Origin of the sequence: Methanolobus sp. WCC1 (genome assembly GCF_045690315.1) — an archaeon.
In the GTDB taxonomy this organism is placed as follows: Archaea; Halobacteriota; Methanosarcinia; order Methanosarcinales; family Methanosarcinaceae; genus Methanolobus; species Methanolobus tindarius.
The window spans coordinates 930,058-956,288 of sequence record NZ_CP146979.1 but is presented as its reverse complement, the minus strand read 5'-3'; the positions used below and the strand labels follow the sequence as shown (position 1 = coordinate 956,288).

The window sequence follows — 26,231 nt, the reverse complement described above, 5'->3', positions numbered from 1 at the left end:
TTTATCTCCTCCCTGCCTTTCGCATCATTCGCATTTGATCTTTAGAACTTGCTTCCTCTTCCCTGATGGTTCTGCCTGTAAAATGCAGGAAAACATCTTCAAGGGTTGGTTTGTGAATAGAAAGGGATTTGATTTCAATATCATTTGCAGATGCAATATTTACGATATTTGCAACATGTTTTTCAGCATTCTGTATTCCGATGGTTATTGATGAATCATGAAGTTCAATACTTTTAATCTCAGGCATGGATTTTATTGCTGAATAGAGAGCATCCCTTTCAGGTGATACGAGAGTTATCACATCACCACCAATATCATTTTTGAGATTTTCAGAGGTATCCATAGCTATTATCCTGCCTTTGTCAATTATGGCTATACGATGACAGAGCTTGTCAGCTTCCTCCATGTAATGAGTTGTAAGGATTATGGTGATACCTTTTTCTTTGTTCAGTCTGTCAATGTAGTCCCATAGGTGGTTTCTTGTCTGTGGGTCAAGGCCAAGGGTTGGCTCATCAAGGAAAAGAACCTGTGGTTCGTGCATCAGACCACGTGCTATCTCTAAACGTCGCCTCATCCCTCCTGAGTATGTTTTCACAAGATTGTCTTTTTTATCGAAAAGTTCCACAAGCTTCAGGAGTTCAGTTATTTTCTTTTGCCTCGCTCTTTTAGGAATCCTGTATAGCCTTCCATGAAAATCCATATTTTCATAAGCAGTAAGCTCCTCATCAAGGCTCTGATCCTGAAAAACGATTCCTATGGATTTCCGGACATTGTCCTGATCCTTCAATATGTCAAAACCATTCACTGATGCTTTCCCTGAACTTGGAGGAAGCATTGTTGAAAGCATGGACATTGTTGTGGTTTTCCCGGCTCCATTAGGACCGAGCAGACCAAATACTTCACCTTTTTTTATGCTGAAAGACAGGTCATCTACGGCAGTGAAATCAGCAAATTTCCGTACCAGATTCTCAACTTTAATTGCATACATTTTTCATACACCAATGCCTTCAAATATGATATCGATTTTTGAGGAAATATCTCCTGAAAATGAATAGTCGGTTTCTGAGTGTAACCAGGTCATGAGACTGTGGAAGTAGACCGCATAGATAGTTTCTGATGCCAGCTTTGGATCAATATTGGATTTAATGGCACCTTTGTCAATGCCTTCTCGTATGAAGCCTCCAAGCATATTGATGAACTGTTCATGTTTCTTATTTCTGACAGATTCATCCGCTGGTTTTTTCCCGGAGGAAATTATCATTTTTCTATGCTCAAAGGCTAATAACCTTAGGAGTTCCCTGTCTTTTTCATAATATTCAGCCACAAGAACAAGAAATTCCCTGATTTTTTCCCTTGATGAAATGTCACGAAGCATTTGCTCTTTCATGATACTAACTATGAATTCTTCCCTTTGTTCTTTGAAATAAAAGAGAAGTGATTCTTTTGTAGGGAAATAATTGAAAAAAGTACCTTTGGCAATACCTGCTTCTTTAGTAATTTCATCAACCGTTGTGCACTCAAATCCTTTTTCCTTAAACAGTCGACTGGATATTTCAAATATCCTGTTACGGGTTTCTTTTTTCTTTTTCTCTCGCAGGGACATGGAACCTCATCAATCACTACTAAACATGACTGGAGTCATAAATGACTGCAGTCATATTTAAACATTGTCAATACCAGAAACTAGATAAAATACCTGTTTGAGACTAGAATCCGGAGTAAATAACATGGATGAACACCCATTAAAAATAATACAGGACAAAGACACCGATTTATTCAACATAATTGAATCAACTATTGAAAATGCACTTTCGGAAGGCAGCATGCCATTGAAATACAAATTTCTTATTGCCATGGCACTTGATGCTGACCATGGAGCCGTAGACGGAGTAAAAGTGCTTGCAATCCAGGCAATGGAAGCGGGTGCAACAAAAGAAGAGGTTATGGAAGCAGTGCGCATTGCGAACTACATTGGTGGCATTGGAAGTGTTTACACCGCAGCCAATGCCCTGAGAGACATATTATAGATAAAAGTTATCAGTAAAGGAGTAAAATATATTACTTCCTGCTATGCGATAGCAGAACATAATCTTTTCATTTTTTACATTCAGCATACGCATTTCAATCATTTTGATTCTACATCACCGGATTCAGAATCATTATCTCATAATTGAGGTAAGCTGCGAAAGACACCCAGATGATATAAGGAACCAGCAATACACCTGCAGGTCTTGAAATCCTGTAGAACTGTATAATATTAACAACTATCAGGATCCAGAGTAATGTGATTCCTGCAAGTCCCAATCGTGGAGACTGTAATCCAAAGAAGAGGTAAGACCATATAAAATTAAAGAACAACTGGACGATAAATATTGACATGGCGGTTTTTACCTGTGAAACAGACCATCCTTTTTGCCAGACAATATAGAATGCGATTCCCATTAAAAGGTAAAGAAGAGTCCACACGATTGAAAAACTCCAGTTTGGAGGAACAAGTGCAGGTTTTTCCAGATATGCATACCATGTTGGAATTGAACTTACTGTAATAAATCCACCGAGTATTCCGGGTATCTGGCAGACGATTATTGAGATAATTAATTGTTTCCAATTAACATTTGAAGCTTTCATTTTTAAATTACTCCCACATACATATCATATTAAATAGCACTTAAACTTAAGCATGAAACATCATAATCTTAATACAGCCAATTTGCCATAAATGTATGATATTTCATACAATCATGATATGTAATCACACATCTGATTACAAACTCGTATTCTGCACCTTTGAATCATAATCAGCATACACTCCTGTGAATACTATCATAAAAGTTACGATGATAGAGGACATATATATCCACAGAAGTACCACAAGTATTGATCCAATTGTCCCGTAAACGGTTGTGATATTGCTGTAGGAAAGATAGATACCAATCACATATTTTCCCAGTGTCAGTAAAAGTACTGTTAAAAATGAACCGGTAAATACATACTTGAGATTCACCCTGGCATCGGGAAGTACCCTGAAGAGATACATGAAAAGAACAATAAGTGTTATGAAATTTATACCAAAACTTGCATACTGAACAGTACCCACTGATATTGAAAATGCTGTCTGTAAAGCATCGGATATCACAAAGAAGATCATTTCAAAAAGAGTGCTCACGGATACAAGCATCCCAAATGCAAGGGCTGCAATCAGAGCGGATAGTCTTGTATGGAAAAAGTTATGCAACCAGTGTTTGTTTGAAGGAGCGAGATTCCACATTTTGTTTATCAGTTTCTTTATCTGGAAGAAGATGTTGCCTGCACTCCAGAGGTAGATCAGAAAACTGAACACAATACCAAAGTTACTGGGAGTACTCACAGAAAGCTGTGTAAAAAGAGAATTTAAAGTTTCTATTGCAACGTCATCTGCAAATACTGATGCATCCGTTAAGATAGCTGCTTTCAATAATTGTTGTTTCAGGAAGATGCTTCCCATAAATAATGTGAAAAGAAGCAAAGATGGAAGACCGATAAGTGCGTGGAAGGAAAGTGATGCGCTATTTGTTATCCCATCCTCTATGGTCCATTTATCCAGCGTTGTTTTCATAATCTCTTGAAATTGAGAAAGCATTTATAAGAATATTTATGTTATAGAATATATTAGTTATCAGAAGAAATAAAAGAATACATAGATAATAGCCTTAAATATCATAAGAAAGAATGGAAGAAGTAATGAATAATTCCAGTAAAATGGCACAGGCATTACTGATACTTGCAATACTTGCAGCAGTCCTTTTGTATGCACTGTATCCTTACATAAACGCATTTTTCGGTGCATTTATTCTATATGTTGTCTTCAAACCTTTGTACACTTACCTTATTACAAAACAGAAGATCAACAAAAGAGTGGCTGCTTTTACAATAATACTTCTTACTATTGTCCTTATACTGATACCTCTTTATTTCCTTATGACTATAATTATAATCCAGATACAGAGTGTTATATTTGATACGGATACTTTACTGGCACAATTGGCAAATATCAATACCTACGTAGAACAATTTAGTTCAGCCACTCTGCCAATCGGGATCAATTTACAGGAAAAGCTCACAGAGATTGTGACAGCTGCAGCAAACTATTTCAGCATTTTACTTGTTAATGCTGTCCAGAGTATCGGACAGAGAATTATAGAATTTGTAATCATGTATTTCCTGCTCTATTATCTGCTGGTTGGCATAAATTCAACTTGTTCTGCCAAACTTACAAATGCAATACCATTCAGCAGGGAAAATACAGAACTGCTACAAAAGGAATTTACAAATATTGTCAATGCAACACTCATAAGTTCAGGAATAATTGCTGTAGTCCAGGGTGGGTTGCTTACAATCACATTCCTTCTGTTTGGAGTTTCCGGAGCATTCCTCTGGGGATTTATAGCTATGATCCTTTCATTCCTACCTGTTGTAGGAGCACCGATAATCTGGATCCCTGCCGTTATAGTTCAGATAATTCAGCAGGACTATCTTGCAGCCGTAGGAATACTTATCGGCGGCGTTATTATTAGTTCTATTGACAATTTCCTCAGACCAGCCATACAGGACAAAGTTGGAAAAATCCACCCACTTGAATCACTCATCGGAGTTATTATAGGCCTGAACCTGTTTGGACTTCTGGGAATTATCATAGGGCCTTTACTGATTTCTTATGTTGTCCTTATGGCAAAGATGTTCAACGAAGAGTATCTGTCTGAAAATAAAACAGATACAGATTAACTGTATTTTCAGAGAAAGTTATTAATTCACAAGCGATTATGGGCAATTTATATATACATGTTTTACGGAATACAATTGCTGAGTTCCTTGTGATGACATATGGAAAATTCAAGCACAATAGTGAATTTCGAAGTGATCCTGTGCTACCTACAAAAGAATATCTTGATCGAGCAATTGAAACTGTATTAAGTCTCAATGATAAAGAAGCATGCAAAATTGCATATGAAGCACTGAAACTTGGAATTGATACTCAATATCTTTTAGAGCATGGTTTTCATGCTGCTCTCTCTTTAATGAAGGATATGTTCGATGAAGGTAAAGTTTATCTCCCACATATGATTGCGGCTGCCGACGCTGTGCAAGCTGCAACTAAGATTTTGATTCCAAACCCCGGCGAGAACATTCTCAAAAATTCAAAAGGTATTGTGCTTCTTGGCACCATAGAGGGAGACATCCATTCTATAGGAAAGGACATCGTTGCAACATCCCTTCAGCTAAACGGCTATGAAGTTATCGATCTTGGAGTGGATGTGCCAGTGGACACCTTTGTTGAAATGGCAATAAAATTCAACCCGGATGTGGTAGCAACATCTGCCCTTATGGCAATCACCATGACAAACCAGATGACACTGGAAGAGAGTCTCAGGGAAGCAGGCATCAGGGATAAATTGAAGACGATGGTTGGAGGAACACCTGTCACTCTGGAATGGGCCAGAGAAATAGGTGCTGACATATATGGTGACAATGCGTCCGATGCACTCAGAAAAGTAAATTCCATCATGTGGCCTGAAAATAAACAACAATTAATCGTAGATAAAAAAAATAGTTCTGAAAATATCTGTTACTGATGATAATATAATTCTGATACAGTCTGTTTTTTGAGTTATCAGAAGTTGTAGAAAACAGGAAATTACAAGCCGAAGAATCAGAACGCAGGCAAAAAGAAAGCTTTTTGGGAGAGATGATGTTAGGGAATGCAGAGGGAATCTGCCTGCGTTCTGTTATTTTAGACGTTTTTTCGTTTTTTCTTCAGCGATTTTCCGATGAACACATCGTACCACCTATGGTCAGCAAAGCCCTGGTCAATGAGGTTTTGTGACCGCACACCATAGTATCAAATACTGATATATAAATATATCTACATTGTAGTATATTATGAGACTCATCATTATGAGATTTTAAATTTTGGGAGAAATAGAACAAACCCAATCAATATAATGATTTTTGCAGATAACTGGATAAATATTTATATTGATATCTGCTTCTTTAAACCATGAAAATATTCAATTAATCAATAATTCATTTAGAATGAAATTAATAAATGAATTTAAAATTGATCAATCTCATCGCTTCAAAGGGGTTTTCATGAAGATAGAATGATAACAAACCGAAGTCATCTTTAATAAACAAAATGAGCTGATGTCTTGAAAGCAAAATCAAAAGAGATAAAAACTTATCTTGAAGATGAAAACAATTTCGATTTAAATGAAGTTAACAAAAAAATATTGGATTCTAATTTCACACAAGAACATAATGAATACGATATTAATGAAGCTATTGCTGATTTTCAGTATATCAAAGATATATTGATTCAAAGTATTGATGAAGGTATTCTGGATACTTACAGCTTCAATACAAGAACTAATTTACTCAAAAACTTGAATCATGTTCAAACTCACATCAATAATATCATTAATGCAAATCAAAATTCAGTTCCTACTTTGTTGGACAATATCCAAAATTTGAAAAATCTTGTTTTTCTTAATTTAAATCTTGATTTAAAAGTTAAGACATTAGTAGATTATGAGAAAAAAAGAAATGAACTAATGAAGATTCAAATTAAATATAATTCTCTATTATTGGAAATTGAAAGAGCATCGGAACTATACGAAAAAACAAAAGAACAGATACAGGAATTTAATAACAATGTTACTGACAGCAAAAAATTAGTTGGGCAACACAATGCTTTAGATAAGGAAATGCAACAAAAAAATAGAGAAATCACTAACATATCAAATCAAATAAATACACTATTCAATCAAGTTAATTCTCAATCAAACCTAGTAAACGATTTTGCCACAACGGTTAAAGAACAATCTAAAAAGCTAGAAGAATCTGAGACTAAAACAAATTTAATAATACAGAATAATGAAGAGTTAGAACAAAAAATAACTGATCTATTGAGTTCCGCTGTTGGTGGTGCGTTAGGAAAAACATTTGGAGAAAGAAAAGCAGAGCTCAAAAAAGAAGTTCATTCTTGGAAATGGTGGACACTCCTTTCAATAGGTTTCTTATTCATTGCTGCCGGAGCTGTTTATTTCGAGATATTGAGTGGAATAAACGAAACTACAACCCTTATTTCAAAAATTGCATTGTTGATTCCTGCGTCAGCCGCCGTTTGGTTTGCAGCCTCAAATTATAATCGTGAAAGAAAATTGCTTGAAGAATATGCATTTAAATCCTCTATTTCATTATCATTAGACTCATATAGAAAAGTTTTAAATGAAGAATTAGATGATAAAGAGCGTGACAAGATAGCAGGGTTTTTGATTGCTTCAATGGACAAAATATATTCATCGCCTTTGGAAAATATTTCAAAGCATTCACCAAAAGATGGAGATATAGAAGTTTCTGCGTTTGAAAGAATAATGAATTCTGTAAGCCACATCATCAAATAAAATAGACAAAATCAACAAAATTTATTTAAAAACAGAGAACAGCCATAACACTGTTCAAAGCCCATTAACAAACGCTTCAATCCTCACCAAAGCTTCTTCAATTTCTTCTCTGGAAGTTGCGTATGAGCACCTCAAAAAACCTGTGCCGGCTTCACCAAACACGTTGCCGGGAATTGTAACGACCTTCTGCTCGTTCATGAGTCGTTCCGCAAACTCCTCGGAGCTAAGGCCTGTGTCCCGGACGCTTGGAAACACGTAAAATGCACCTTTTGGTTCAAAGCATTTGAGTCCGATTTTGTTAAGGCCACTAACAATCAGATGTCGGCGACGGTCGTAATCACGGACCATTTTTTCCATTTCGTGCTTGCCGTTTTTGAGGGCTTCGATTGCACCAATTTGTGCGGTTATTGGAGCACATAGCATTGAATACTGGTGTATCAGCATCATAGCACTGATAATCTTGGGGGATGCCATTGCATATGCCAACCTGAAACCGGTCATTGCGTAAGCCTTGGAGAAACCGTTCAACAGGATTGTCCTGTCACGCATTCCTTCAAGAGATGAAAAACATGTGTGTCCACCATTATAGGTCAGACAATCATAGACCTCATCTGAGATTACCATGATATCGTGTTCACACACAACATCTGCAATAGCCTCAAGGTCAGCTTTGCCCATGGTTGCACCGGTAGGGTTATTCGGATAATTAATGAGAACTGCTTTTGTCTTTGGAGTGATTGCTGCTTCAAGTTCCTCGGCAGTGAGTTTAAAATTATTTTCAAGCTTTGTGGAAATAATTACAGGAACTCCTCCTGCAAACATTATCGAAGGAACGTATGCAACATATGAAGGCTGCACAACGATAATCTCATCACCCGGATTGGTAATTGCTCGAATAGCCACATCAAGGGCTTCGCTTACACCGGAAGTAACAAGAATCTCTGAATTTGGATTGTAATTAACTCCATACTTTGAAGCATAATGATCTGCCAGCTCTTCACGAAGCTCAACAAGACCATAATTTGAAGTATATGAGGTTTCACCACATTCAAGTGAGTGAATGCACGCTTCCCTTATGTGCCAGGGAGTCACATAATCCGGCTCACCTACACCAAGGGAGATAACATCTTCCAGACCTGACGCAAGATCAAAGTAGCGACGAATGCCTGATGGAGGCACCTTGTTCATAACATCAGCTACAAATTTAGAAGGGGTGCATGCTTTTCTCATATATTATACATCCTGTAATGTGACTCAATAATAAATTATGGAGTCACCGGTAAACGTGAAACATGGTCCTGCTCATGAAGGATTACACCATCCTCTTTGTATGTTTTCAGGACAAAGTGAGTTGTTGTATGCTGTACCTGTTCAAGAGTTGAAATCTTCTCGGCAACGAAGAAAGCAACTTCTTTCATTGTCTTTCCAGATACCGTAAGTGAAAGATCGTATTGCCCGGATAGAAGTCTCACTGAACGGACTTCAGGGAACTTATACAGACGTTCAACAAGAGGCTGGTAACCTATTGACCTTTCAAGGCTGACCTTAAGCTCGATAATCGCATAGACATACTCATCACCGGCAAGATCCCAGTCAATTACAGTCTTATACTTGCGGATGATTCCGCTTTCTTCAAGCTCTTTTACAATCCTGTCAACTTTGTCTATAGTAAGTCCTGTGAGGGTCGCAATTTCTTCATGACTTATTCTTGCATCCTCTTCCAGACATTCCAGAACATGACGTGTATTATTATCCATCATTTATTAGCAACCCCATAACACCAGACAATCAAATTAAAAAGAAAAAAGAATGCCCGATTACTCGAGCAATACCGCGTTCACAACTCCATCCTGACCAGGACGGCTTGTGATCTTTGCATTACCAAGAGGAGTCTTGATAACTGAGCCCTTTGTAAGGATGTTACGCCTGACGTAGTGCTCGTTTGCAGTATTTCCGGTGACGGTTTCGATGGTAGTCTTCTGGGTCTTACCCTGGGCATCTGTTACATTTGCAACATTGCACTGGAGAAGCCTTACCTTTCTGTTTCCGCCTCTTGTAGAAACATTCTTTCTTTTTGTTTCATTGATGTGAGTGTCAGCAGATTCGCGACCAAGCTCGAACTTTCTTTTGCTGCGAGCAGACTTGATTTTAGCACCTGTGTAGGTTCTTCTAGATCTACCTTGCCATTTCATGATATATCCTCTTATGATTGTTATATAATTATGAATTGAATTAACCTTGTAACTCGGATTAAATCTGGTATGATTTATGGACGTTCCTTTAATAATAAGATGCTATATGAACTTTACGAGTGATGAAATACATATACTCCCTGTACAGAAAAGCAAAAATGAGAAGAAGAATCAGCTTTTCCATAACCTCACATAGACAATTCATAAATAAGTCCAGCGCTTATATTAATGTATGCTTCGCGTAACATTTCTTGGAACGGGAGGATCACTTCCAACCCCGGAACGCAATCCATCGGCCATCATTATTAATCGTGAAGGCGAGCTTATGCTTTTTGATTGCGGAGAAGGGACACAACAACAGATGATGCGGGCCAAAACGGGGATGAAAGCACTGTCATCCATATTCATAACACATTTTCATGCCGACCACATACTTGGAATTCCCGGCCTTATACAGACAATGTCTTTCCACGGAAGAACAGAACCACTGAAGATATACGGCCCTCACTGGGTTCATGAATTTGCAAGGATACTCAGTTCCCTTGGATACTACAAACTGAAATTTGAGATAGATGCTATTGACCTGTCACCGGGAGATGTAGTAAAAAGAGACGATTACTCCATTGTAGCACTCAAAACCGAACACAGTATACCAAGCCTTGGATATGCACTGGTTGAAAACATGCGACCCGGCAGATTTGACCGCCAGAAAGCTATTGAACTTGGAGTATCGCCCGGACCGCTTTTCTCAAAACTCCATAAAGGAGAAGCAGTAGAAGTAGATGGAAAAACAATAAATTCTGAAGATGTAGTTGGGGAGATGAGACCCGGCAGGAAAATAGTCTATACAGGAGACACACGTCCCTGCAAGGCAATACTTGAAGCGAGTAAAGATGCAGACCTTCTTATTCATGATTCAACACTTGCCAGCGACCAGCAACAGTGGGCTATCGAGTCTATGCACTCTACATCAGAAGAAGCAGCAAAACTTGCAAAAGAAGCTGATGTCCTGAAACTTGTACTTACCCACATAAGTTCCAGGTATTCAGATAATCCGACACATTTGCTTGAAGAAGCTAAGAAGATATTTGATAATGTAATTGTTGCCAATGACCTGATGGAACTTGACGTACCCTTCCGGGACAAAAACTGAACAGGGTAATCAGGAAAATAAAAGTAGAAAAGGGAACTGGATCTATTTAAAGGAAGGTCCAGTCAAGTCTCTTATCATTTGCATCGTAAAGTGAAACTTCCATTGATATTTCCATATCTTCAAGATCATATGGCAGGCGTTTTATACCAATATAAAGAGTGTCTCCCGGACCATAATCAAATCCTTCTGGTTTGACCTTGCCGAAATACGCACGACCACCAGACTCTACCTCTTGAACAGTGACTCCTTTCCACATAAGAGTGTCAATTACATTTACAATGACACATTCGAAACGGTCAGATTCATTTACCTCAGACATAGCTCTCCGATATATTTGTCAGCTTTTAAAAAGATAATCCTAGAAAAAGACACTTTCAGATCAGATGTACATCCTGTCAGCATTTGTTGGTGCAGGAATGTTCTTGAGTTTTTTCACAGAAGCATAAAGGTCATCCTGAATAACATAGTCCCTGTCCTCAATAATAACATTATGAAGAGCAGTCTTCAACACCTTGCTTACAAGATCCCTTCCGGAAAGTCCTTCGGTCATTTTTGCAATGGCAGACAGATCAAGGTCCTTCACAGGTATGGGAAATGTCTTTACATTGGATTCCAGAATCGAAAGACGTTCCTTCTCATCCGGTAGTGTGAACTCAATCTCTTCCTCAAATCTGCTCCTAACGGCAGGATCAATAGTACCTGTGCGGTTGGTGGCACCTATGGTACAAACACCTTCTCGTTCAACAATACCGTCCATCTCAGTCAGCAAGGCATTGACTATCTCTGCAACATCACCACGCAGCTCCTGATGTCTGCGGTCAAGTGCAATGGCATCAAGCTCGTCTATGAAAATGATACATGGAGCCATTTCCTGAGCACGGTCGTACAACTGATGAATCTGCCTGGCACCTTCACCTACAAATTCACCGATAAGTTCCGTTGCTTTTACAGGAAGAATAGGAACATGTGCTTTATTTGCAAGTGCCTTTGCAAGCATAGTTTTTCCGGTACCTGACGGACCGAAGAAAAGTACATTTCTTGGTGCCCATTTACCGAATTTCTCAGGTGCTTCCAGAAAACGTTCAATTAACTTGCACTTCTTGCGTGCATTTTGCTGCCCGATAACGTTATCAAAGGTGACATCACTTCTGAACTCAACAGCAGGAGTACTGCTAATTACGGTTTCATTCACAATTATATGTGTATTCTGACCGATGACAGAAGCAGGTGGTTCAACATCAGTCACCTTGTATGCAAAATCAGGAAACATCCTGCGGTCAAAGAGATAATCACCTTTGTGCGCGGTGTAACCCTTCCACTGTTCACGTGCATAGTGTTCGAAAACTCCCGGATCTGTAATTTCAGGATATTCATCGAGAAGACTTGTCATTGGATAACCGGCAGGCTCCAGGATGAGAAAATCTGCTGTACTTTCCCCAGGTTCAGAACTTGATTCCCTGCTGGATTTGCTAGTGGTTTTCTGGGCAGTCCTTACTATATGTATCATCTCTTTTATTTTCTAATACTTATTGATTTAAGAAAGCTATTAAAGCTAACCCTTAAACCTCTTTTAAAGTTCAAAAGAGGTTTATGGCCTAAAAGACCGGAGTTTCATCACATACTGTAATCCTGAATTTAAAATATGCGGTTAAATAAAACTCTATAAAATATTAGAACAAAGAAGCAAACGAATGATAAATATAGTTAGAAATACTATAATAATAGATTGATGATGCATGAACGCACACTGAAAAACATGAAGATCACCAGTGTGGTAAACACTGTCCTTATTCTGATAATCAGCATATTCGGATTAGTATTAGTTGTACCTTTTGTGCTTGCTAAGGATACGAATTCCCTGATTGTCAGTTTAGCTTTGATAACTTCCACGTTCACAATAATCATCTATGCAAGTAAGCAGATAGAAAAGAAGAATACAGAACTGGAAATGAAGATAAGCGAACTGGACGAAATGCATAAAGAACTTAATGAAAAGCATCACGGTTTGGAGTATCTCGTTTCCCGCAACACCAGAATAGAGAACATGATATCTTCACTTATCTCAATGTTCATCAAACCGGGAAACATAGAAGGAACCCTGGATGAGATTTTAAAGAAAACAGCTTCATTCTGTAATGCCGAATATTGCTACCTTTTTTTATTCAAAGCAAATGGTGACCCATATATATCCCATAGCTGGAAAAGTGAAGGAAATCCTGAGAAGAAAAGTGTTTTTGAATCAACAGCTTACTCAAAATTCCCATGGACAGGAAAAAAGATTGTTCAAAAGAAGATGGTACACATTTCTAAAGAAGAACACCTTCTGGCTGCTGCTGACAAAGAAAGAAACATTGTCTTATCAGATGGCATCCAGTCATTGATGATAGTCCCGGTAGAATCTGAATCAGAATGTATAGGATTTATCAGTATAGAAAGTATATCAAGCAAAAATGATTGCAACCTTGATAATATCCAGACATTGAAAGTTTTGTCTGAGATTATGAGCACAGCACTTAATCACAGGTCATTCCTTAAAGACCTTGGACTTTTTAAAGACCTCATTAACAGGTCTAATGACTTCATTTTTATTATAGATATGGAAAAGAACCGTATCCTTGATGCAAATGAAACTGCATGCAAAGAACTTGGATACTCCATTGATGAGCTGACCGTCATGGAAGAAAAGGATCTTAATTTGCTTTTTGAGGACACATTCTGGAAAAATGACCTTCGAGATCTTGCAGGAGACAGATACCTGCAACCAGGCCAGACACTAACAAAAAAGGATGGAACAAAGATTCCAGCAGAGATGAATATTACTTTTGTAACCCATGACCACCATAATTATGCCCTTGCTGTTGTGCGTGACATTGCAGCACGTCTGGATATGGAAAGCAGGCTTGCAAAGACAAAGCAGGTCATGGAACTTGCCATGGAAGGGGCGGATCTTGGAATGTGGGACTGGAACCTCAGGACAGACGAGGTTATGTATAATGAACGCTGGGCAGAAATGATCGGTTACGATGTCAAAGATATTGAAAAAAACATAATGAGCTGGAAAAAACTCATTCATCCTGATGATCTGGAATTGGTAGATAATACTGTTAGTGAGCATATAAACCGTGAGACACCTTTTTTTGAAGCGGAATTCCGTATGAAAAACAGCAAAGACAGGTGGCAGTGGATACTTGCCAGAGGTAAAATCACAGAATGGAATAATGAACAGCCATTCAGGTTTACCGGTACTACAATGGATCTTGATGAAAGAAAGAAAGTAGAGGAAGAACTACGACATTCCAATGAACTAAAAGACCTGTTCACCGATATCATGCGCCATGACCTGCTAAATCCTGCAGGAAACATCAGAGGATTTTCAGAAGTACTCTACGAGATGGAAGATGACCCTAAAAAAGTGAAAATAATAAACAGAGTACAGAGTAATACTAACAGGCTCATTGACATGATAGAAACTGCTGCCAAGTTTGCAAAGCTTGAAGCAACAGAAGAGCTGGAATTAAAAGGAATTGATATTATGGCAAGCATGAGGAATGTCATAGAACAATTCGAGCACCAACTTCACGATAAGAATATGACACTTCACGTCAGGGCAGACGGAAGTTACCCTGCGATGCTCAATCCTATTGTAGAGGAAATTTTTGCCAATTACATATCCAATGCTATTAAATACAGTCCTGAAAACTCAGAGATAAACATTGATGTTGTTGACCTGAATTATGTGTGGATGGTAACTGTGGCAGATTCAGGAGAAGGAATATCAGATGATGCAAAACCACTCGTTTTTGACCGTTTTAAGAGAGTTAATAAGAGCGGAGTTAAAGGAACAGGACTTGGGCTTGCCATTGTTAAGAAGATAGCTGAGCTTCTTGGAGGAACAGTAGGTGTTGAAGACAACCCGGAAGGAACTGGCAGCATGTTCTGGGTAAAGCTGAAAAAGTGCCATGAAATGCTGGAAGATGATACATCATCCGCCATAGGAATTGAAATTTCAACCGGAACTAATGTGAACCAGAATACAAAGACAGAAATACACCCGATGTTGCATTAGGTTTAAGGAATATAATTGACATCAGAAGCCCTTGATATCTAATATCGCGTGAGGAAATAAGATGGAACTTGATGAACTAATCATAACAAGGGCTATAGTTGATGAATTTTCAAAGGTTTTTATTGATTACACAGATGTTGACGTTGCACTTGTAGGTGGAGGACCTGCAAACCTTGTGGCTGCTAAGTATCTGGCAGAGGCGGGTCTTAAAACTGTGCTGTTTGAGAAAAAGCTCTCAATTGGCGGAGGAATGTGGGGAGGAGGAATGATGTTCCCACGTATAGTTGTGCAGGAAGATGCAAAACATATCCTTGACGACTTTGATATCAATTACCACGAGTACGAAGAAGGATACTATGTTGCAAGCTCAGTGGAATCTGTTGCAAAACTTATTTGTGGAGCCACGGAGGCAGGTGCGGAGATCTTCAACCTGATTGACGTAGAAGATGTCATGATCCGCGAAAATGATGCTGTGTGTGGACTTGTTATTAACTGGGGGACTGTTTCCATGACAGGACTGCATGTTGATCCTCTTGCCATCAAGGCAAAAGTTGTTATTGACGGAACCGGACATGATGCAGGAATATGCAATACGATTCTTAGAAAAATACCTGGTGCTGAAATAGGCTCAGGCATTCCAGGAGAAAAACCAATGTGGGCCGATGTTGGAGAACGTGCCCTCATGGATACTACCAAAGAAGTATATCCGGGATTAATTGCAGCAGGAATGGCCGCAAATGCAGTTGCAGGAGCACACAGAATGGGGCCGGTCTTTGGTGGAATGATGCTCTCCGGTAAAAGAGCTGCGGAAATTGCAATTGAAAAACTGGGAAATGAATAAAAGAATAGATATTATTTATAAATAAAACCGCCTAAGGACACTGTTTAACATGCTTCTAAAGGAAAAGGTTTATGTAAGAGACGGACATCTATAGGGTGCTTTCAAGTAAGGCACCTACTTCGAGCCGGGGTAGGGTAGCGGTTATCCTGTAGCCCTGTGGAGGCTACGATTCGAGTTCGATTCTCGATCCCGGCCCCATTTTTCATATTGACTTTATCTGTTTTAATCAGGATTTTACCTTAACTAAATCTCATTTTACATTAATGATTACTATAAGTACCAAAACAGATGACTAAAAGAAGTTACGTTTTTCGAAATGCAACATAACGTTGCATTTACCACCACCTCACCATTAAGACTGTATAAGAATTAACCCCATCCCATTACAAGGGGTGGTACATCCTTGCAAATCCTATAACGGATTATTTTTGTCTATGCACTCCTACTATATAACAGTATAGATTTTATACACCAGTTGTATGGTTTTTTGAATATATAACGTATAAAAAAATATGAAAGGATTGTTTTGTCAAAAATTAAACCATAGTGACAAAAAGAAAAAAAGATTAAAACTCATTAAGTTTTAACTGTCTTCTCTGGCACATATCTTCGCCAGGAATTTCTACAGGATAAGCACCTGTAAGGCAGCCAACGCATAAATTATCCCGCTCTATTCCTATTGATTCAACCAGACCATCTACACTGAGATAACCAAGAGAATCCGCATTAATAACTGCTTCAACACCCTGGATAGTCTTGTGAGCTGCTATTAGCTCTTCCCTGGAAGCCATGTCTATTCCCAGATAACATGGTGCAATTATTGGAGGACTTCCTATACGGGCATGCACTTCAGTAGCACCCGCATTACGCACCATGTCAATGATACGGCGTGAGGTGGTTCCTCTTACAATACTATCATCAATGAGAACTACTTTCTTGCCTTTGATATTCTGACCAATAGTATTCATTTTCAGGCGCACGGCAGTTTCACGCATTGCCTGGCCCGGAAGAATGAATGTGCGGCCGATGTAACGATTTTTCATAAGGCTTTCTTCGTAGTCTATCTTTGATTCTTTTGCATAGCCAATAGCAGAAGTTATACCCGAGTCAGGCACAGGAGATACCATATCCCCATCAACCGGGTGTTCACGGGCAAGTCTTTCACCTATTCTTTCACGAACCTTATAGACAAGCTGTCCGTCTATTATAGAATCAGGACGTGCAAAATAAACATATTCAAAAACACAATGCGCACAATATTTCTCTTCAAAGAGCTGGTATGATTCAATTTCACCATCACGGAAAATAAGAAGCTCACCGGGATTTACGTCCCTGAGAAGTTTACCGTTAAGGGTGTCAATAGCCACACTCTCGGAAGCCACCACATAACCTGAATCGATTGTACCAAAGCATAACGGTTTGAACCCAACAGGATCCCTGACTGCCATGAGCATATCATCAATCATTATAGTCAATGAATATGAACCGTTAAGCTGCTTCATCACATTGCGCACAGCCTCAACCGGATCATACTTCAAAAGTTCCTTCACAAGAAGGTGGGCAAGTACCTCGGTATCAGAATTTGCAACGAATACATGACCTTCCGCCTCCAGCTGGTCGCGCAGTTCATAACCATTAACAAGATTACCATTGTGTGCAAGAGCAACATTACCACTCTTATATTTTACAATAAAAGGCTGGCAATTTTCTATGCGTGAGTCACCGGAAGTAGAATAGCGAACGTGGCCGATACCCACATTGCCTTTCAGGCCAACAAGTTCATCCTTGTTGAAAACCTCAGGCACAAGACCCATACCCTTTAAGGTATGAGGCTCCTTACCATCATGGACAGTTACTCCTGCGGATTCCTGACCACGATGCTGCAGAGCATATAACGCGTAATAGATACGAAGCGCGGAAGGGACTGGATGTGGTTCTTCATCGAACTGTACAACCCCTACAACACCGCATTCTTCGCGCATTTATATCCCTAGTCTAAAAAGACTTAATATTTGCACTTTGCCTGCCACTTGTAGCTTCTCATGCGTGAGCTCTTTCCAAAGCCACATGATGTGCACTGTTTTGTATGAATGTTGAGTGAAACACTACCGCAGCGCCTGCATTTTACATGTGTGCGCTTTTGTCTTTTACCCATTGAGGGAGTACCTTTTGACATTTATAATCACCTTTAATATGAAATTCTTTAATTGGTTAATAATAATTTTGAAGCCTATGAATTACAGCTTGGAGGTTACCCTTGATATTGCTAGTAGTTCTTATAGGTTACGTTCATTTCAGGGAGAAACGTATACTACGTTGTCACCTCTGATTACAACACTACCCAGTTTTCTTACAATTTCTCCTTCCTTAAGTTCCTCTGCATCATCAAGTACAAGGTTCATGTGTACGTCATATCCCTGGAGTTTTCCACGGAATTCCCTTGCGCCTTTAAGTCTCACAATTACAGGTGTGTTCAAAGCATCGTTCAATATATCAAGAGGTCTGTTTCCCATTTTCGCCGCCTCAGTTAAATAAATCTGAATTAATTCTACACTTAAACTTGTAGCTAATATCTAGCTTGTAAATTTGTTTATTTACATATACATATTGCGATGCTCAATGTTGCATATGCTGTATATAAAACTATCGAGATTAACAGTTTTCAGATATCCAGAAGACTGCAAAACTATGAAAATGAGTCGCAAAGATATATAGGTCCAATTGACCAACTGTTATATAGGCGACAAGGCATTTAAGAGCTCCGTCACACGTCAGAAAACAAATGAGGGATTAAATGAGCAAAATACCAGTCATACTTTCCATAGCCGGCTCAGATTCCGGTGGAGGTGCGGGAATTGAAGCCGATATCAAGACAATAGCTTCACTGGGACTTCACCCTGCATGTGCCATCACATCAGTTACCGCCCAGAACACATTGGGAGTCAAAAGTGCTTACGATATCCCCTGTAATGTTATTATTGAGCAGGTCGATGCAGTCTGTGAAGACATGGACATCACATGGGCAAAATCCGGAATGCTGTCCTCATCAGAGATTACATCAACTATTGCAGATATGGTAAAAAAACACAAGTTAAAACTTGTGGTGGACCCGGTTATGTCTGCAGAGGCGGGTGGTGATCTGCTTCGCAAAGAAGCTATAAGAACCCTGCGAGATGAACTCTTACCTGTTGCAGAAGTTGTGACACCAAACATCAACGAAGCAAACACACTTGCAAAAATGCAGATAAAAACAGTTGAAGACGCAAAAATTGCCGCAAAAGTAATCAGTAAAACCGGAATTAAATACGTTATCGTCACCGGAGGACACCTTGATGCATCAGACATAATATATGACTCCTGTAATGACAGGTACTTTACAATCCCCGGAACTTTTGTAGAAGGCGGAACCCACGGTTCAGGATGTACTTATTCCTCTTCTCTTGCATCTTACCTTGCAAAAGGACATAGCATAGAAGAAGCTGCAAGAATGGCAAAGGAATTTGTTGTTGAAGGCATCAAAGGCAGCGTGCCCGTGGGCAAAGGCGTTGGACCGGTCAACCAGCTTGCATGGCTCCTGAACAATGCAGAAAGATACATAACCATCAATAATGTGAGAGATGGAGTGCAATTATTAAAGGAATCAAATGCTTTTGCAAATCTCATTCCTGAAGTAGGATGCAATATCGCAATGGCACTCCCGAGTGCAAAAAGCCCTGCAGATGTAGCAGCAGTTACGGGCAGGATTGTTAAACTCAAAAACAATGTCCATGTCGTTGGTGATATTGAATTTGGCGCGAGCAGCCATGTTGCCAGAATAATCCTGACTGCGATGAAATATGATTCATCATTCAAAGCATCAGTGAATATCAAATATTCAGAAGATATTGTTGGTATTTGCAGGGAAATGGGACTGAGCATATCATCATTCTCAAGAGAAAATGAACCTTCAGATACACACACAATGGACTGGGGGACATCCTTTGCAATTGAGACTTTTAAATCCATACCAGATATAATATATGACAAAGGCGGAATCGGAAAAGAAGCAATGATACGAATAATGGGAAAAAATGCCATAGATGTTGCTGAGACTGCCAGAAAGATAGCCGAAAAGTACCAGCCATGACTAGATATTAATTATATTTGCCAGGAACACACTTAATTAACAGTTAATCCCCGGCATCCACAAGAGTGAAGATAAAATGGAAGCAGAATTTTTTAAAGACCTTTACCTGTCAAAGGAAATAAGGAAAAGTATCCGTGAAATGGGTTTCAGAAAAGCAACAGAGATCCAGGAAAAGTGTATACCGGCCATAATTGAAGGCAAAGATGTTATAGGCCATGCCCAGACAGGAACAGGTAAAACTGCAGCCTTTGGCATACCGCTTATGGAAATGCTTGAACCAGAAGAGAAGAAGACCCAGGCACTCATTATTTGCCCGACAAGAGAACTTGTTATACAGGTAGCAGAAGAACTTGATAAACTTGGAAAATACATACCTGAAATGCAAATATTACCTGTTTACGGCGGAGCTGCAATGCAATCCCAGGCAAATGGCCTGAAAAATGGTATGCAAATTGTTGTGGGTACACCCGGAAGAATAATCGACCATCTGGAAAGAGGGAACTTTCAAACAGACGATATAGGAATTGTTGTGCTTGACGAAGCTGATGAAATGTTGAATATGGGGTTCAGGGACGACATCGAAAGAATACTTGACAGCACGCCTACAGAAAGGCAGACACTCCTGTTTTCAGCAACAATGCCAGAACCTATTCTGAAACTTACAGATATGTACCAGGATGAACCTGTCCACATAAAAGTGGTGCAGGAAAAAATGACAGTGCCTCAGGTTAGACAATATTATTTCGAAGTTAAGGATAACGCAAAACCTGAATCCCTGAGGCGACTTATCGAAGCTGAGAACATCAAGTCGGCCCTTATATTCTGTAATACCAAGAAAGAAGTTGACAAACTTGTCATAAAGCTGCGCTCCAGAGGTTACCCTGTTGACGCCCTGCATGGAGATGTAAAACAAAATAAGAGAGAGCAGCGCATGAACAAATTCAGGGATGAGGATATAGGCATCCTTATTGCTACGGATGTTGCCGCAAGGGGAATAGATGTTGATAACATTGAGGTTGTCTTCAATTATGACATGCCCCATGATCCGGAAATATATGTGCATAGAATAGGAAGGACTGCACGTGCCGGCAGGCCCGGACTTGCATACAGTTTTGTAACTGCAAAAGAAAAGGGAAAACTGGAATCCATTGAAGAAACCACTAATACTGCCATCATCAGGAGAGAACTTCCAAGCAACCGAGACATCGAGAAAATTAAGGAAAACAGGATTGCAGATGAGATAAAAATGCTCATCAGACGTGGTAAACTCGATAAATATGATGAGTTCGTTGCTGGCATAGCAGATGATGGTGTGGATTATCAACAGATAGCATCTGCCCTTGCAAAAATGTTGCTGAAAGGTGACAACTAATCCTTACCATAAACACAATCAATAACAATCCAGATAATTAATTATAACTGAGGAAATTCAATGAAAGATTTTGTGATAATAGGACATAAAGCACTGACAAGCGGAGATTTCTCCTTAAACGATCTGCCCGGATCTGCCGGAAGAATGGACATACTCTGCAGATGTGTTAATTCAGCACTTTTCCTTTCACATGGAATGAGGCGTGATGTGAATGTCCACCTTGTGCTTCAGGGAGAGCCTGAGCCTGCTAAAGTAGTCAGATTCAATGGTGAGAAGCTTAAATATCTCAATCCTGATGAAAGAAGTAGTGGATCCCTGATCAAAAAAGCACTGGAAAAGGATGCAATTGAATATGAGACACAGTCAACTCCAGGAGTATACATACGCCGTGCAGGACTTGAACAGCTGCTCAATGAGTTCAGTGAAGCAGGCAGGGATATTTACTACCTGAAAGAAGATGGCGAGGATATCAGAGAATACTCTGAACTTAACTCAGATGCTGTGTTTATTCTTGGAGATCACATGGGTGTTACCGAGGAAGAAGAGGTAATGATTGACAGGGTTGCAAAATGCACTCTTAATATCGGACCTATTTCCCTGCACTCAGACCATTGTATGATAATCATCCACAATGAACTTGACATGAGAGAGGCATAATCAAATAGTCAAAAAAGGTTATATTATATAGTACCTATTTAAGCAAATCCTAAATCCCCTTTATAAACTACAAAGTGATCCAATGAGCATACTTGAAACCGCTAAGAAAATAATTGAAGAAGGCCCCATCTGCGACCATTGTATGGGCAGGCAGTTTGCCAAATTGTCCACGGGCCTTACCAATGTTGAAAGAGGGAAAGCTATCAAGCTGGCCCTGGCAATGGAAGGCGACGCAATCTTCAAAGAGTCAGGCGATGATTCTATCATGGAAGAACTTGCAAAAAGCAGTCATTACGCCAGAAAGACATTGCGGATCGAAGGTGAGGATGAGAAATGCTGGGTATGCCTTGGAATCTTCGATAATCTCGATGCCTGGGCAGACAGAGCGGTTACAAGTATCGGAGACAGGGAATATTCAACATTTCTTGTAGGTACTAAGGTCAGTGGGCTTATTGGGGAAAATGAGGAAATACTCTGGAGTGAATGCGGCATTACACAGGCCGAGCAGTTCAAAACTGAAATGAACCGTGAGGTTGGTAAGCTCATTTCCGCACGTACCGGCAAGGAAGTGGAATTTGAGAGACCGGATCTTGTTATAACCCTTGACATTGCGGATGAAAGCACAAGCGTACAGGTCAAATCACTCTACATCCAGGGAAGGTACAGGAAACTTGTCAGAGGAATACCACAGACAAGATGGCCATGCAGAAGCTGCGGCGGCAGGGGATGCGAGGATTGTAACAACACTGGTAAGCAGTATCCTGAATCTGTAGATGAACTCATAGGCAAGGAGCTTGTTGGGATGACAGAGGCGATGGATTCAAAATTCCATGGTGCCGGAAGGGAAGATATCGATGCCCTCATGCTTGGTACCGGAAGGCCGTTTGTAGTAGAAGCGGTCAGCCCGAAAATACGCAGCATAGATGTCTGGGAACTTGAAAAGAAGATTAACAAGTTTGCAGATGGAAAGGTTGAGGTTGAAGGACTTAAAATTGTTGAGAAGGCAGTAATTGAGACTCTGAAGTCCTCAAAGGCGGATAAAGTTTATAACCTTAAAGTTACATTCAAAGAGCCTGTTTCCACGGACAAACTGGAAGATGCTATTACAGCACTTATCGGAGTACAGATACATCAGAGGACTCCGCAGAGAGTGGCCCACAGAAGAGCGGACCTTGTCAGGAAACGATATGTCCACAACATGAAACTTGTTGAGAAAACAGAGGAATTTGCTATCATTGAAGTGCATTGTGATGGCGGCCTGTATGTCAAGGAACTTACATCAGGAGATGATGGAAGAACCGAACCGAGTCTTACAGGGCTTCTGGGCATTCAGGCAAAGGTTGATGAACTCAACGTCATAAAGGTAGACATATAAACAAGTCTTAAGGACTTACATACAATTCATACATCAAAATCATATTTTCAATGGAGGAAAATAATCATGGCAACATCACACGGTGAAAAACACTGCACAAGATACAAGTTAAAGAAGACCTCAAGAGAAAGAGGACTTTCACCAATAAGCAAGGCAATCCAGGAATTCGACTGCGGTCAGATGGTTCACATAGACATTGACCCTAGCGTACAGAAGGGAATGCCACACGCAAGGTTCCAGGGAAAGACAGGAAAGATCACCGGACAGCGCGGACGTGCCTACACTCTTGAGATCAGGGACGGAAACGCAATGAAGGAACTTATATCCCTACCACAGCACCTTAAACCACAGAAATACTAATTCACAAATAATTCAGGTGTAATACCTGGATTACCTTTATTTATCGTTAGATATATCTTTACTGTGTATATTTAGCGATAATATTTTATCCCGAATTAATCTTGTAATTACATCGCCATTCCAATGTGGCCTTAATCCAACTAATGCATAGAGTGTATATCAATGATAGTAAAAGAAGTTCTTAGTGAAGAGTTGTTGACCCTGCCTGAAGTTAAGGGTATGCTGCACGAGATTATGGAAGAACGCCTCAGCAATGAGGAAGAGTTGGGCTATGAACTGCGTAAAGCTATCAACCATGCAGAGATGTTCTCAAAGACAACTCCGGAAAAAGCAAGAGATCTTGTAAATAAACTTCTTGAGCTGGAAAAAATGAAGCCTGAGATTGCAATCAGAATTGCAGATGTCATGCCACAGTCAAGAGATGAACTCAGATCACTTTACGCGAAGGAAAGATTCACACTTACCGAAGAAGAACTCGATGAAATGCTAAACCTTGTTGAAGAAGCAATGGATTAGATTTATATTCGATACACCCCTTTTTTTACATCGAGAGTAGTTGCAGTAGCAACAGGTATGCCACATGAGGGAATGATATATGCCAGCAAGGGGAAAACCACCTGAGAAAGAAGAGTACGCATGGATTTTAGATTATCTTCCATATGGAAGCACCGACGATAAACGTCCTTCATATCAAAAGAAGCCTCTTGTCCAGGCAGTTGGAGAGAAACATTTCGTTCTTATGGAACTTGTACCAAAAGAAGGAAAAGTACCGGATATCCAGGCAAGAGTCTACATAGGAGACGGTGACAGGGATCTTATTGACCACGTAAAGCATCGTGTCACATATACAGATCTTAGTCACGGAGCTCAGCTTGAGTTACCATACATTCTGGAAATGACTGTAAAACATGACGAAGACAGGTTTGTACAATTCTTTAACGATGCACATCCAATCACAAACAGGCTTCACATGCTTGAATTACTGCCGGGAATCGGAAAGAAACTTATGTGGGCTATTATTGATGAAAGGAAGAAAGGGACTTTCAAGACCCTGGCCGAACTACATGAAAGAGTCGGCGGAGTGCATTCACCTGAAAAAGTCATAGTCAACAGAATAATAGAAGAGCTGAAGGATGAGAATATCAAATACAGGCTTTTCACAACTCCTTCACGCCGCCCACGTAATCACTAAAAGGTGTTCGTTTCTTGGTCTATGAGATACTCAGAAAATATGGTATCCGCGGTGGATACCATGACCAGCATTTTTTGATTGACGAAAGAATCCTTGACAGGATTGTCGATGCAGCAGACATACAGCCCCATGAGACAATACTGGAAATCGGTGCAGGTATCGGAAACCTCACTGAAAGGCTAATGGCAAAAGCCGGCCATGTTATTGCAATCGAAAGAGATCCTGAACTTGTGTTTGTACTAAAGGACCGCTTTGGAGAGCCTGATAATTTCACACTCATAAACGGAGATGTGCTTAACGTTGATTTCCCGGCTTTTGACAAAGTCGTTGCTAATCTTCCTTACTCAATCTCATCTGAAATTACATTTAAGCTATTCAAATACGATTTTAAACTGGCAGTATTGATGTACCAGTATGAATTTGCACAGAGACTTGTGGCCCAAGCCAATTCTAAAGATTACAGTCGTCTGTCAGTCAATGCACACTATTTTGCTGATACTTCCATGATAATGAAAATACCCAGAGGAGCGTTCTCTCCCCCTCCTGAAGTGCTCTCAGCTGTCGTGGAAATAAAACCACGTCCTGCCCATTTTGAAGTTCTGAACAAGGAATATTTCCTTAATTTTGTCACTGCTGTTTTCGGACAGAGACGAAAGAAGATGAGAAATTCCATACTCAGGAACAAACAGCTTCTGGGAATTGAAGATATGAAAGAATTCATAAATGAATTACCACAGGAATTGCTTGATAAAAGGCCAGAGAATCTTGAACCGGAACAATTCGCAAAACTTGCGAATATGATGTTCAGACATAAAGAAAAATAACATTTGTCTATGGTTACAATTGAACACCGAAGCGCAAGGGTCACACTGGCCGAGCAGGTTTATGAACCTGCTGAAGATTCATATCTACTTGCAGATACTGCGCTTGACCTTGTTAAAGATGGTATGAACGTTCTGGAGATTGGAACCGGAACTGGTTTTGTATCCGCTGTTCTTAAAGCCAACAGGACTATTAGCCTTATAGCCACTGAGATTAGTCCAATAGCTGCAAAATGTGCAAAGTCAAACGGAATAGAGGTAATAAGAACTGACATGTTCTGCGGCCTTAAAGGAAAAAAACAATTTGATATTGTGATATTCAACCCTCCTTACCTCCCCACATCAAATGAGGAAAAAGTACCAGGGTGGCTTAACTATGCCTTTGACGGCGGCTTGGATGGACGCAAGGACGTAGACCCTTTTATGCAACAGGTTGGAAACTACCTCAAACCTCAGGGATTTATCCTTATGCTGATTTCATCAATAACAGGCATAGACGAAGTGATTGAGGAAATGGGAAAACACTCATTCAAAGCAGGGGTTATTGCCAGTGAAAAATGCTCTTTTGAAAATCTGGTGGTCATCATGGCAAATGCAATGGATCACTGATAAAATACCGGCACACATTTGTATAGCC

29 protein-coding genes and 1 tRNA gene are annotated in these 26,231 nt (G+C 39.8%); 18 read left to right on the top strand and 12 right to left on the bottom strand.

Annotated elements, in window-relative coordinates; genetic code table 11:
• Position 1: 1 nt before the first annotated feature.
• Entirely contained in the window at positions 2-988 is a 987-nt protein-coding gene (locus tag V7O61_RS04855) for an ATP-binding cassette domain-containing protein (protein ID WP_023844168.1), read from the bottom strand.
• A 3-nt stretch (positions 989-991) separates the two neighbouring features.
• Positions 992-1,603: a TetR/AcrR family transcriptional regulator gene (locus V7O61_RS04850; RefSeq protein ID WP_407282569.1), complete on the bottom strand. Its 612-nt coding sequence runs from the start codon at positions 1,601-1,603 to the stop codon at positions 992-994.
• Positions 1,604-1,727: 124 nt separating this feature from the next.
• On the opposite strand from V7O61_RS04850, the gene V7O61_RS04845 reads away from it, so the two are divergent.
• The gene (locus V7O61_RS04845; protein WP_023844170.1) at positions 1,728-2,027 is read left to right on the top strand and encodes a carboxymuconolactone decarboxylase family protein; all 300 of its coding nucleotides are present in this window, start codon (positions 1,728-1,730) and stop codon (positions 2,025-2,027) included.
• Positions 2,028-2,136: 109 nt separating this feature from the next.
• Here the strand turns inward: V7O61_RS04845 and V7O61_RS04840 are convergent, their stop codons facing one another.
• Positions 2,137-2,628 (bottom strand): TspO/MBR family protein, encoded by a 492-nt coding sequence (locus V7O61_RS04840; RefSeq protein ID WP_407282570.1) that lies wholly within the window; start codon positions 2,626-2,628, stop codon positions 2,137-2,139.
• Positions 2,629-2,764: 136 nt separating this feature from the next.
• A complete protein-coding gene (locus V7O61_RS04835; protein ID WP_169729093.1) occupies positions 2,765-3,595 on the bottom strand; it encodes a YihY/virulence factor BrkB family protein in 831 nt (276 codons plus the stop codon).
• Positions 3,596-3,708: 113 nt separating this feature from the next.
• Between V7O61_RS04835 and V7O61_RS04830 the strand changes: the two genes are divergently transcribed.
• The 4 genes from V7O61_RS04830 (at position 3,709) to V7O61_RS04815 (ending at position 7,439) form a co-directional block, all read left to right on the top strand.
• Positions 3,709-4,761 carry an AI-2E family transporter gene (locus V7O61_RS04830; RefSeq protein WP_245596061.1) on the top strand — a complete coding sequence of 351 codons (1,053 nt, stop codon included), beginning with the start codon at positions 3,709-3,711 and terminating at the stop codon, positions 4,759-4,761.
• A 92-nt stretch (positions 4,762-4,853) separates the two neighbouring features.
• Entirely contained in the window at positions 4,854-5,609 is a 756-nt protein-coding gene (locus V7O61_RS04825; protein WP_023844174.1) for a B12-binding domain-containing protein, read from the top strand.
• A gap of 113 nt (positions 5,610-5,722) precedes the next feature.
• Positions 5,723-5,860 carry a hypothetical protein gene (locus tag V7O61_RS04820; protein WP_407282571.1) on the top strand — a complete coding sequence of 46 codons (138 nt, stop codon included), beginning with the start codon at positions 5,723-5,725 and terminating at the stop codon, positions 5,858-5,860.
• Positions 5,861-6,185: 325 nt separating this feature from the next.
• Positions 6,186-7,439 (top strand): coiled-coil domain-containing protein, encoded by a 1,254-nt coding sequence (locus V7O61_RS04815; RefSeq protein ID WP_407282572.1) that lies wholly within the window; start codon positions 6,186-6,188, stop codon positions 7,437-7,439.
• 54 nt (positions 7,440-7,493) lie between these two features.
• On the opposite strand, the gene V7O61_RS04810 is transcribed toward V7O61_RS04815, so the two are convergent.
• Genes V7O61_RS04810 through V7O61_RS04800 form a run of 3 tightly spaced genes read right to left on the bottom strand, consistent with a single transcriptional unit; the run spans position 7,494 to position 9,631 of the window.
• The gene (locus V7O61_RS04810) at positions 7,494-8,669 is read right to left on the bottom strand and encodes an aminotransferase class I/II-fold pyridoxal phosphate-dependent enzyme (protein WP_023844175.1); all 1,176 of its coding nucleotides are present in this window, start codon (positions 8,667-8,669) and stop codon (positions 7,494-7,496) included.
• Between the two features lie 35 nt (positions 8,670-8,704).
• Positions 8,705-9,196 carry an Lrp/AsnC family transcriptional regulator gene (locus tag V7O61_RS04805; protein WP_048135727.1) on the bottom strand — a complete coding sequence of 164 codons (492 nt, stop codon included), beginning with the start codon at positions 9,194-9,196 and terminating at the stop codon, positions 8,705-8,707.
• Between the two features lie 60 nt (positions 9,197-9,256).
• Positions 9,257-9,631, bottom strand: coding sequence for a 30S ribosomal protein S8e (locus V7O61_RS04800; RefSeq protein WP_023844177.1), 375 nt, complete (start codon positions 9,629-9,631; stop codon positions 9,257-9,259).
• Positions 9,632-9,863: 232 nt separating this feature from the next.
• On the opposite strand from V7O61_RS04800, the gene V7O61_RS04795 reads away from it, so the two are divergent.
• On the top strand, positions 9,864-10,784 hold the full coding sequence (locus tag V7O61_RS04795; protein ID WP_288069883.1) for a ribonuclease Z: 921 nt from the start codon (positions 9,864-9,866) through the stop codon (positions 10,782-10,784).
• A 46-nt stretch (positions 10,785-10,830) separates the two neighbouring features.
• Here V7O61_RS04795 and V7O61_RS04790 read toward each other — a convergent pair whose 3' ends face one another.
• Together V7O61_RS04790 and V7O61_RS04785 are read right to left on the bottom strand one after the other, a co-directional pair.
• Positions 10,831-11,103 (bottom strand): hypothetical protein, encoded by a 273-nt coding sequence (locus V7O61_RS04790; RefSeq protein WP_023844179.1) that lies wholly within the window; start codon positions 11,101-11,103, stop codon positions 10,831-10,833.
• A gap of 60 nt (positions 11,104-11,163) precedes the next feature.
• Positions 11,164-12,291: an AAA family ATPase gene (locus tag V7O61_RS04785; RefSeq protein ID WP_407282573.1), complete on the bottom strand. Its 1,128-nt coding sequence runs from the start codon at positions 12,289-12,291 to the stop codon at positions 11,164-11,166.
• Positions 12,292-12,513: 222 nt separating this feature from the next.
• Here V7O61_RS04785 and V7O61_RS04780 point away from each other — a divergent pair, with 222 nt between their 5' ends.
• From V7O61_RS04780 to V7O61_RS04770, 3 genes are all read left to right on the top strand, one after another.
• On the top strand, positions 12,514-14,850 hold the full coding sequence (locus tag V7O61_RS04780; protein ID WP_407282574.1) for an ATP-binding protein: 2,337 nt from the start codon (positions 12,514-12,516) through the stop codon (positions 14,848-14,850).
• A gap of 61 nt (positions 14,851-14,911) precedes the next feature.
• Positions 14,912-15,691 carry a sulfide-dependent adenosine diphosphate thiazole synthase gene (locus tag V7O61_RS04775; protein WP_407282575.1) on the top strand — a complete coding sequence of 260 codons (780 nt, stop codon included), beginning with the start codon at positions 14,912-14,914 and terminating at the stop codon, positions 15,689-15,691.
• A 123-nt stretch (positions 15,692-15,814) separates the two neighbouring features.
• Positions 15,815-15,889: transfer RNA gene (locus V7O61_RS04770), tRNA-His, on the top strand.
• Between the two features lie 368 nt (positions 15,890-16,257).
• Here the strand turns inward: V7O61_RS04770 and purF are convergent.
• The 3 genes from purF to V7O61_RS04755 form a co-directional block, all read right to left on the bottom strand.
• Complete coding sequence (purF, locus tag V7O61_RS04765) at positions 16,258-17,673, bottom strand: amidophosphoribosyltransferase (RefSeq protein ID WP_407282576.1); 1,416 nt, start codon at positions 17,671-17,673, stop codon at positions 16,258-16,260.
• Positions 17,674-17,696: 23 nt separating this feature from the next.
• Positions 17,697-17,867 (bottom strand): 50S ribosomal protein L37e, encoded by a 171-nt coding sequence (locus V7O61_RS04760; RefSeq protein WP_023844184.1) that lies wholly within the window; start codon positions 17,865-17,867, stop codon positions 17,697-17,699.
• A gap of 118 nt (positions 17,868-17,985) precedes the next feature.
• Positions 17,986-18,204, bottom strand: a complete 219-nt coding sequence (locus tag V7O61_RS04755; RefSeq protein WP_023844185.1) for an LSm family protein — start codon at positions 18,202-18,204, stop codon at positions 17,986-17,988.
• 281 nt (positions 18,205-18,485) lie between these two features.
• Between V7O61_RS04755 and thiD the strand changes: the two genes are divergently transcribed.
• The 9 genes from thiD to V7O61_RS04710 all read left to right on the top strand — a co-directional run bounded on the left by thiD (position 18,486) and on the right by V7O61_RS04710 (position 26,203).
• A complete protein-coding gene (thiD, locus tag V7O61_RS04750) occupies positions 18,486-19,817 on the top strand; it encodes a bifunctional hydroxymethylpyrimidine kinase/phosphomethylpyrimidine kinase (RefSeq protein ID WP_288070967.1) in 1,332 nt (443 codons plus the stop codon).
• A gap of 76 nt (positions 19,818-19,893) precedes the next feature.
• Positions 19,894-21,189 carry a DEAD/DEAH box helicase gene (locus V7O61_RS04745; RefSeq protein WP_023844187.1) on the top strand — a complete coding sequence of 432 codons (1,296 nt, stop codon included), beginning with the start codon at positions 19,894-19,896 and terminating at the stop codon, positions 21,187-21,189.
• Positions 21,190-21,249: 60 nt separating this feature from the next.
• Complete coding sequence (trmY, locus tag V7O61_RS04740; RefSeq protein WP_407282577.1) at positions 21,250-21,846, top strand: tRNA (pseudouridine(54)-N(1))-methyltransferase TrmY; 597 nt, start codon at positions 21,250-21,252, stop codon at positions 21,844-21,846.
• Between the two features lie 82 nt (positions 21,847-21,928).
• Positions 21,929-23,221 (top strand): tRNA pseudouridine(54/55) synthase Pus10, encoded by a 1,293-nt coding sequence (locus V7O61_RS04735; RefSeq protein WP_407282578.1) that lies wholly within the window; start codon positions 21,929-21,931, stop codon positions 23,219-23,221.
• A 66-nt stretch (positions 23,222-23,287) separates the two neighbouring features.
• Positions 23,288-23,581: a 50S ribosomal protein L21e gene (locus V7O61_RS04730; protein ID WP_023844190.1), complete on the top strand. Its 294-nt coding sequence runs from the start codon at positions 23,288-23,290 to the stop codon at positions 23,579-23,581.
• A gap of 162 nt (positions 23,582-23,743) precedes the next feature.
• On the top strand, positions 23,744-24,097 hold the full coding sequence (locus V7O61_RS04725) for an RNA polymerase Rpb4 family protein (protein WP_023844191.1): 354 nt from the start codon (positions 23,744-23,746) through the stop codon (positions 24,095-24,097).
• A 79-nt stretch (positions 24,098-24,176) separates the two neighbouring features.
• Positions 24,177-24,773 carry a DUF655 domain-containing protein gene (locus V7O61_RS04720; RefSeq protein ID WP_023844192.1) on the top strand — a complete coding sequence of 199 codons (597 nt, stop codon included), beginning with the start codon at positions 24,177-24,179 and terminating at the stop codon, positions 24,771-24,773.
• A 14-nt stretch (positions 24,774-24,787) separates the two neighbouring features.
• Positions 24,788-25,597: a 16S rRNA (adenine(1518)-N(6)/adenine(1519)-N(6))-dimethyltransferase RsmA gene (gene rsmA, locus V7O61_RS04715; RefSeq protein WP_407282579.1), complete on the top strand. Its 810-nt coding sequence runs from the start codon at positions 24,788-24,790 to the stop codon at positions 25,595-25,597.
• Positions 25,598-25,606: 9 nt separating this feature from the next.
• Positions 25,607-26,203, top strand: coding sequence for a HemK2/MTQ2 family protein methyltransferase (locus V7O61_RS04710; RefSeq protein ID WP_407282580.1), 597 nt, complete (start codon positions 25,607-25,609; stop codon positions 26,201-26,203).
• Positions 26,204-26,231: the final 28 nt, after the last annotated feature.

What these genes read in the sequence shown, in the direction of transcription:
- V7O61_RS04735 (WP_407282578.1), top strand. Translation starts at nt 21,929, where the DNA reads ATGAGCATACTTGAAACCGCTAAGAAAATAATTGAAGAAGGCCCCATC.
- V7O61_RS04760 (WP_023844184.1), bottom strand. Translation starts at nt 17,867, where the DNA reads ATGTCAAAAGGTACTCCCTCAATGGGTAAAAGACAAAAGCGCACACAT.
- trmY (WP_407282577.1), top strand. Translation starts at nt 21,250, where the DNA reads ATGAAAGATTTTGTGATAATAGGACATAAAGCACTGACAAGCGGAGAT.
- purF (WP_407282576.1), bottom strand. Translation starts at nt 17,673, where the DNA reads ATGCGCGAAGAATGCGGTGTTGTAGGGGTTGTACAGTTCGATGAAGAA.
- V7O61_RS04850 (WP_407282569.1), bottom strand. Translation starts at nt 1,603, where the DNA reads ATGTCCCTGCGAGAGAAAAAGAAAAAAGAAACCCGTAACAGGATATTT.
- V7O61_RS04785 (WP_407282573.1), bottom strand. Translation starts at nt 12,291, where the DNA reads ATGATACATATAGTAAGGACTGCCCAGAAAACCACTAGCAAATCCAGC.
- V7O61_RS04710 (WP_407282580.1), top strand. Translation starts at nt 25,607, where the DNA reads ATGGTTACAATTGAACACCGAAGCGCAAGGGTCACACTGGCCGAGCAG.
- V7O61_RS04790 (WP_023844179.1), bottom strand. Translation starts at nt 11,103, where the DNA reads ATGTCTGAGGTAAATGAATCTGACCGTTTCGAATGTGTCATTGTAAAT.
- V7O61_RS04840 (WP_407282570.1), bottom strand. Translation starts at nt 2,628, where the DNA reads ATGAAAGCTTCAAATGTTAATTGGAAACAATTAATTATCTCAATAATC.
- V7O61_RS04725 (WP_023844191.1), top strand. Translation starts at nt 23,744, where the DNA reads ATGATAGTAAAAGAAGTTCTTAGTGAAGAGTTGTTGACCCTGCCTGAA.
- V7O61_RS04855 (WP_023844168.1), bottom strand. Translation starts at nt 988, where the DNA reads ATGTATGCAATTAAAGTTGAGAATCTGGTACGGAAATTTGCTGATTTC.
- V7O61_RS04845 (WP_023844170.1), top strand. Translation starts at nt 1,728, where the DNA reads ATGGATGAACACCCATTAAAAATAATACAGGACAAAGACACCGATTTA.
- V7O61_RS04820 (WP_407282571.1), top strand. Translation starts at nt 5,723, where the DNA reads ATGATGTTAGGGAATGCAGAGGGAATCTGCCTGCGTTCTGTTATTTTA.
- V7O61_RS04775 (WP_407282575.1), top strand. Translation starts at nt 14,912, where the DNA reads ATGGAACTTGATGAACTAATCATAACAAGGGCTATAGTTGATGAATTT.
- V7O61_RS04800 (WP_023844177.1), bottom strand. Translation starts at nt 9,631, where the DNA reads ATGAAATGGCAAGGTAGATCTAGAAGAACCTACACAGGTGCTAAAATC.
- V7O61_RS04830 (WP_245596061.1), top strand. Translation starts at nt 3,709, where the DNA reads ATGGAAGAAGTAATGAATAATTCCAGTAAAATGGCACAGGCATTACTG.
- V7O61_RS04780 (WP_407282574.1), top strand. Translation starts at nt 12,514, where the DNA reads ATGATGCATGAACGCACACTGAAAAACATGAAGATCACCAGTGTGGTA.
- V7O61_RS04755 (WP_023844185.1), bottom strand. Translation starts at nt 18,204, where the DNA reads ATGGGAAACAGACCTCTTGATATATTGAACGATGCTTTGAACACACCT.
- V7O61_RS04730 (WP_023844190.1), top strand. Translation starts at nt 23,288, where the DNA reads ATGGCAACATCACACGGTGAAAAACACTGCACAAGATACAAGTTAAAG.
- V7O61_RS04795 (WP_288069883.1), top strand. Translation starts at nt 9,864, where the DNA reads ATGCTTCGCGTAACATTTCTTGGAACGGGAGGATCACTTCCAACCCCG.
- V7O61_RS04745 (WP_023844187.1), top strand. Translation starts at nt 19,894, where the DNA reads ATGGAAGCAGAATTTTTTAAAGACCTTTACCTGTCAAAGGAAATAAGG.
- V7O61_RS04720 (WP_023844192.1), top strand. Translation starts at nt 24,177, where the DNA reads ATGCCAGCAAGGGGAAAACCACCTGAGAAAGAAGAGTACGCATGGATT.
- thiD (WP_288070967.1), top strand. Translation starts at nt 18,486, where the DNA reads ATGAGCAAAATACCAGTCATACTTTCCATAGCCGGCTCAGATTCCGGT.
- V7O61_RS04835 (WP_169729093.1), bottom strand. Translation starts at nt 3,595, where the DNA reads ATGAAAACAACGCTGGATAAATGGACCATAGAGGATGGGATAACAAAT.
- V7O61_RS04805 (WP_048135727.1), bottom strand. Translation starts at nt 9,196, where the DNA reads ATGGATAATAATACACGTCATGTTCTGGAATGTCTGGAAGAGGATGCA.
- V7O61_RS04810 (WP_023844175.1), bottom strand. Translation starts at nt 8,669, where the DNA reads ATGAGAAAAGCATGCACCCCTTCTAAATTTGTAGCTGATGTTATGAAC.
- V7O61_RS04825 (WP_023844174.1), top strand. Translation starts at nt 4,854, where the DNA reads ATGACATATGGAAAATTCAAGCACAATAGTGAATTTCGAAGTGATCCT.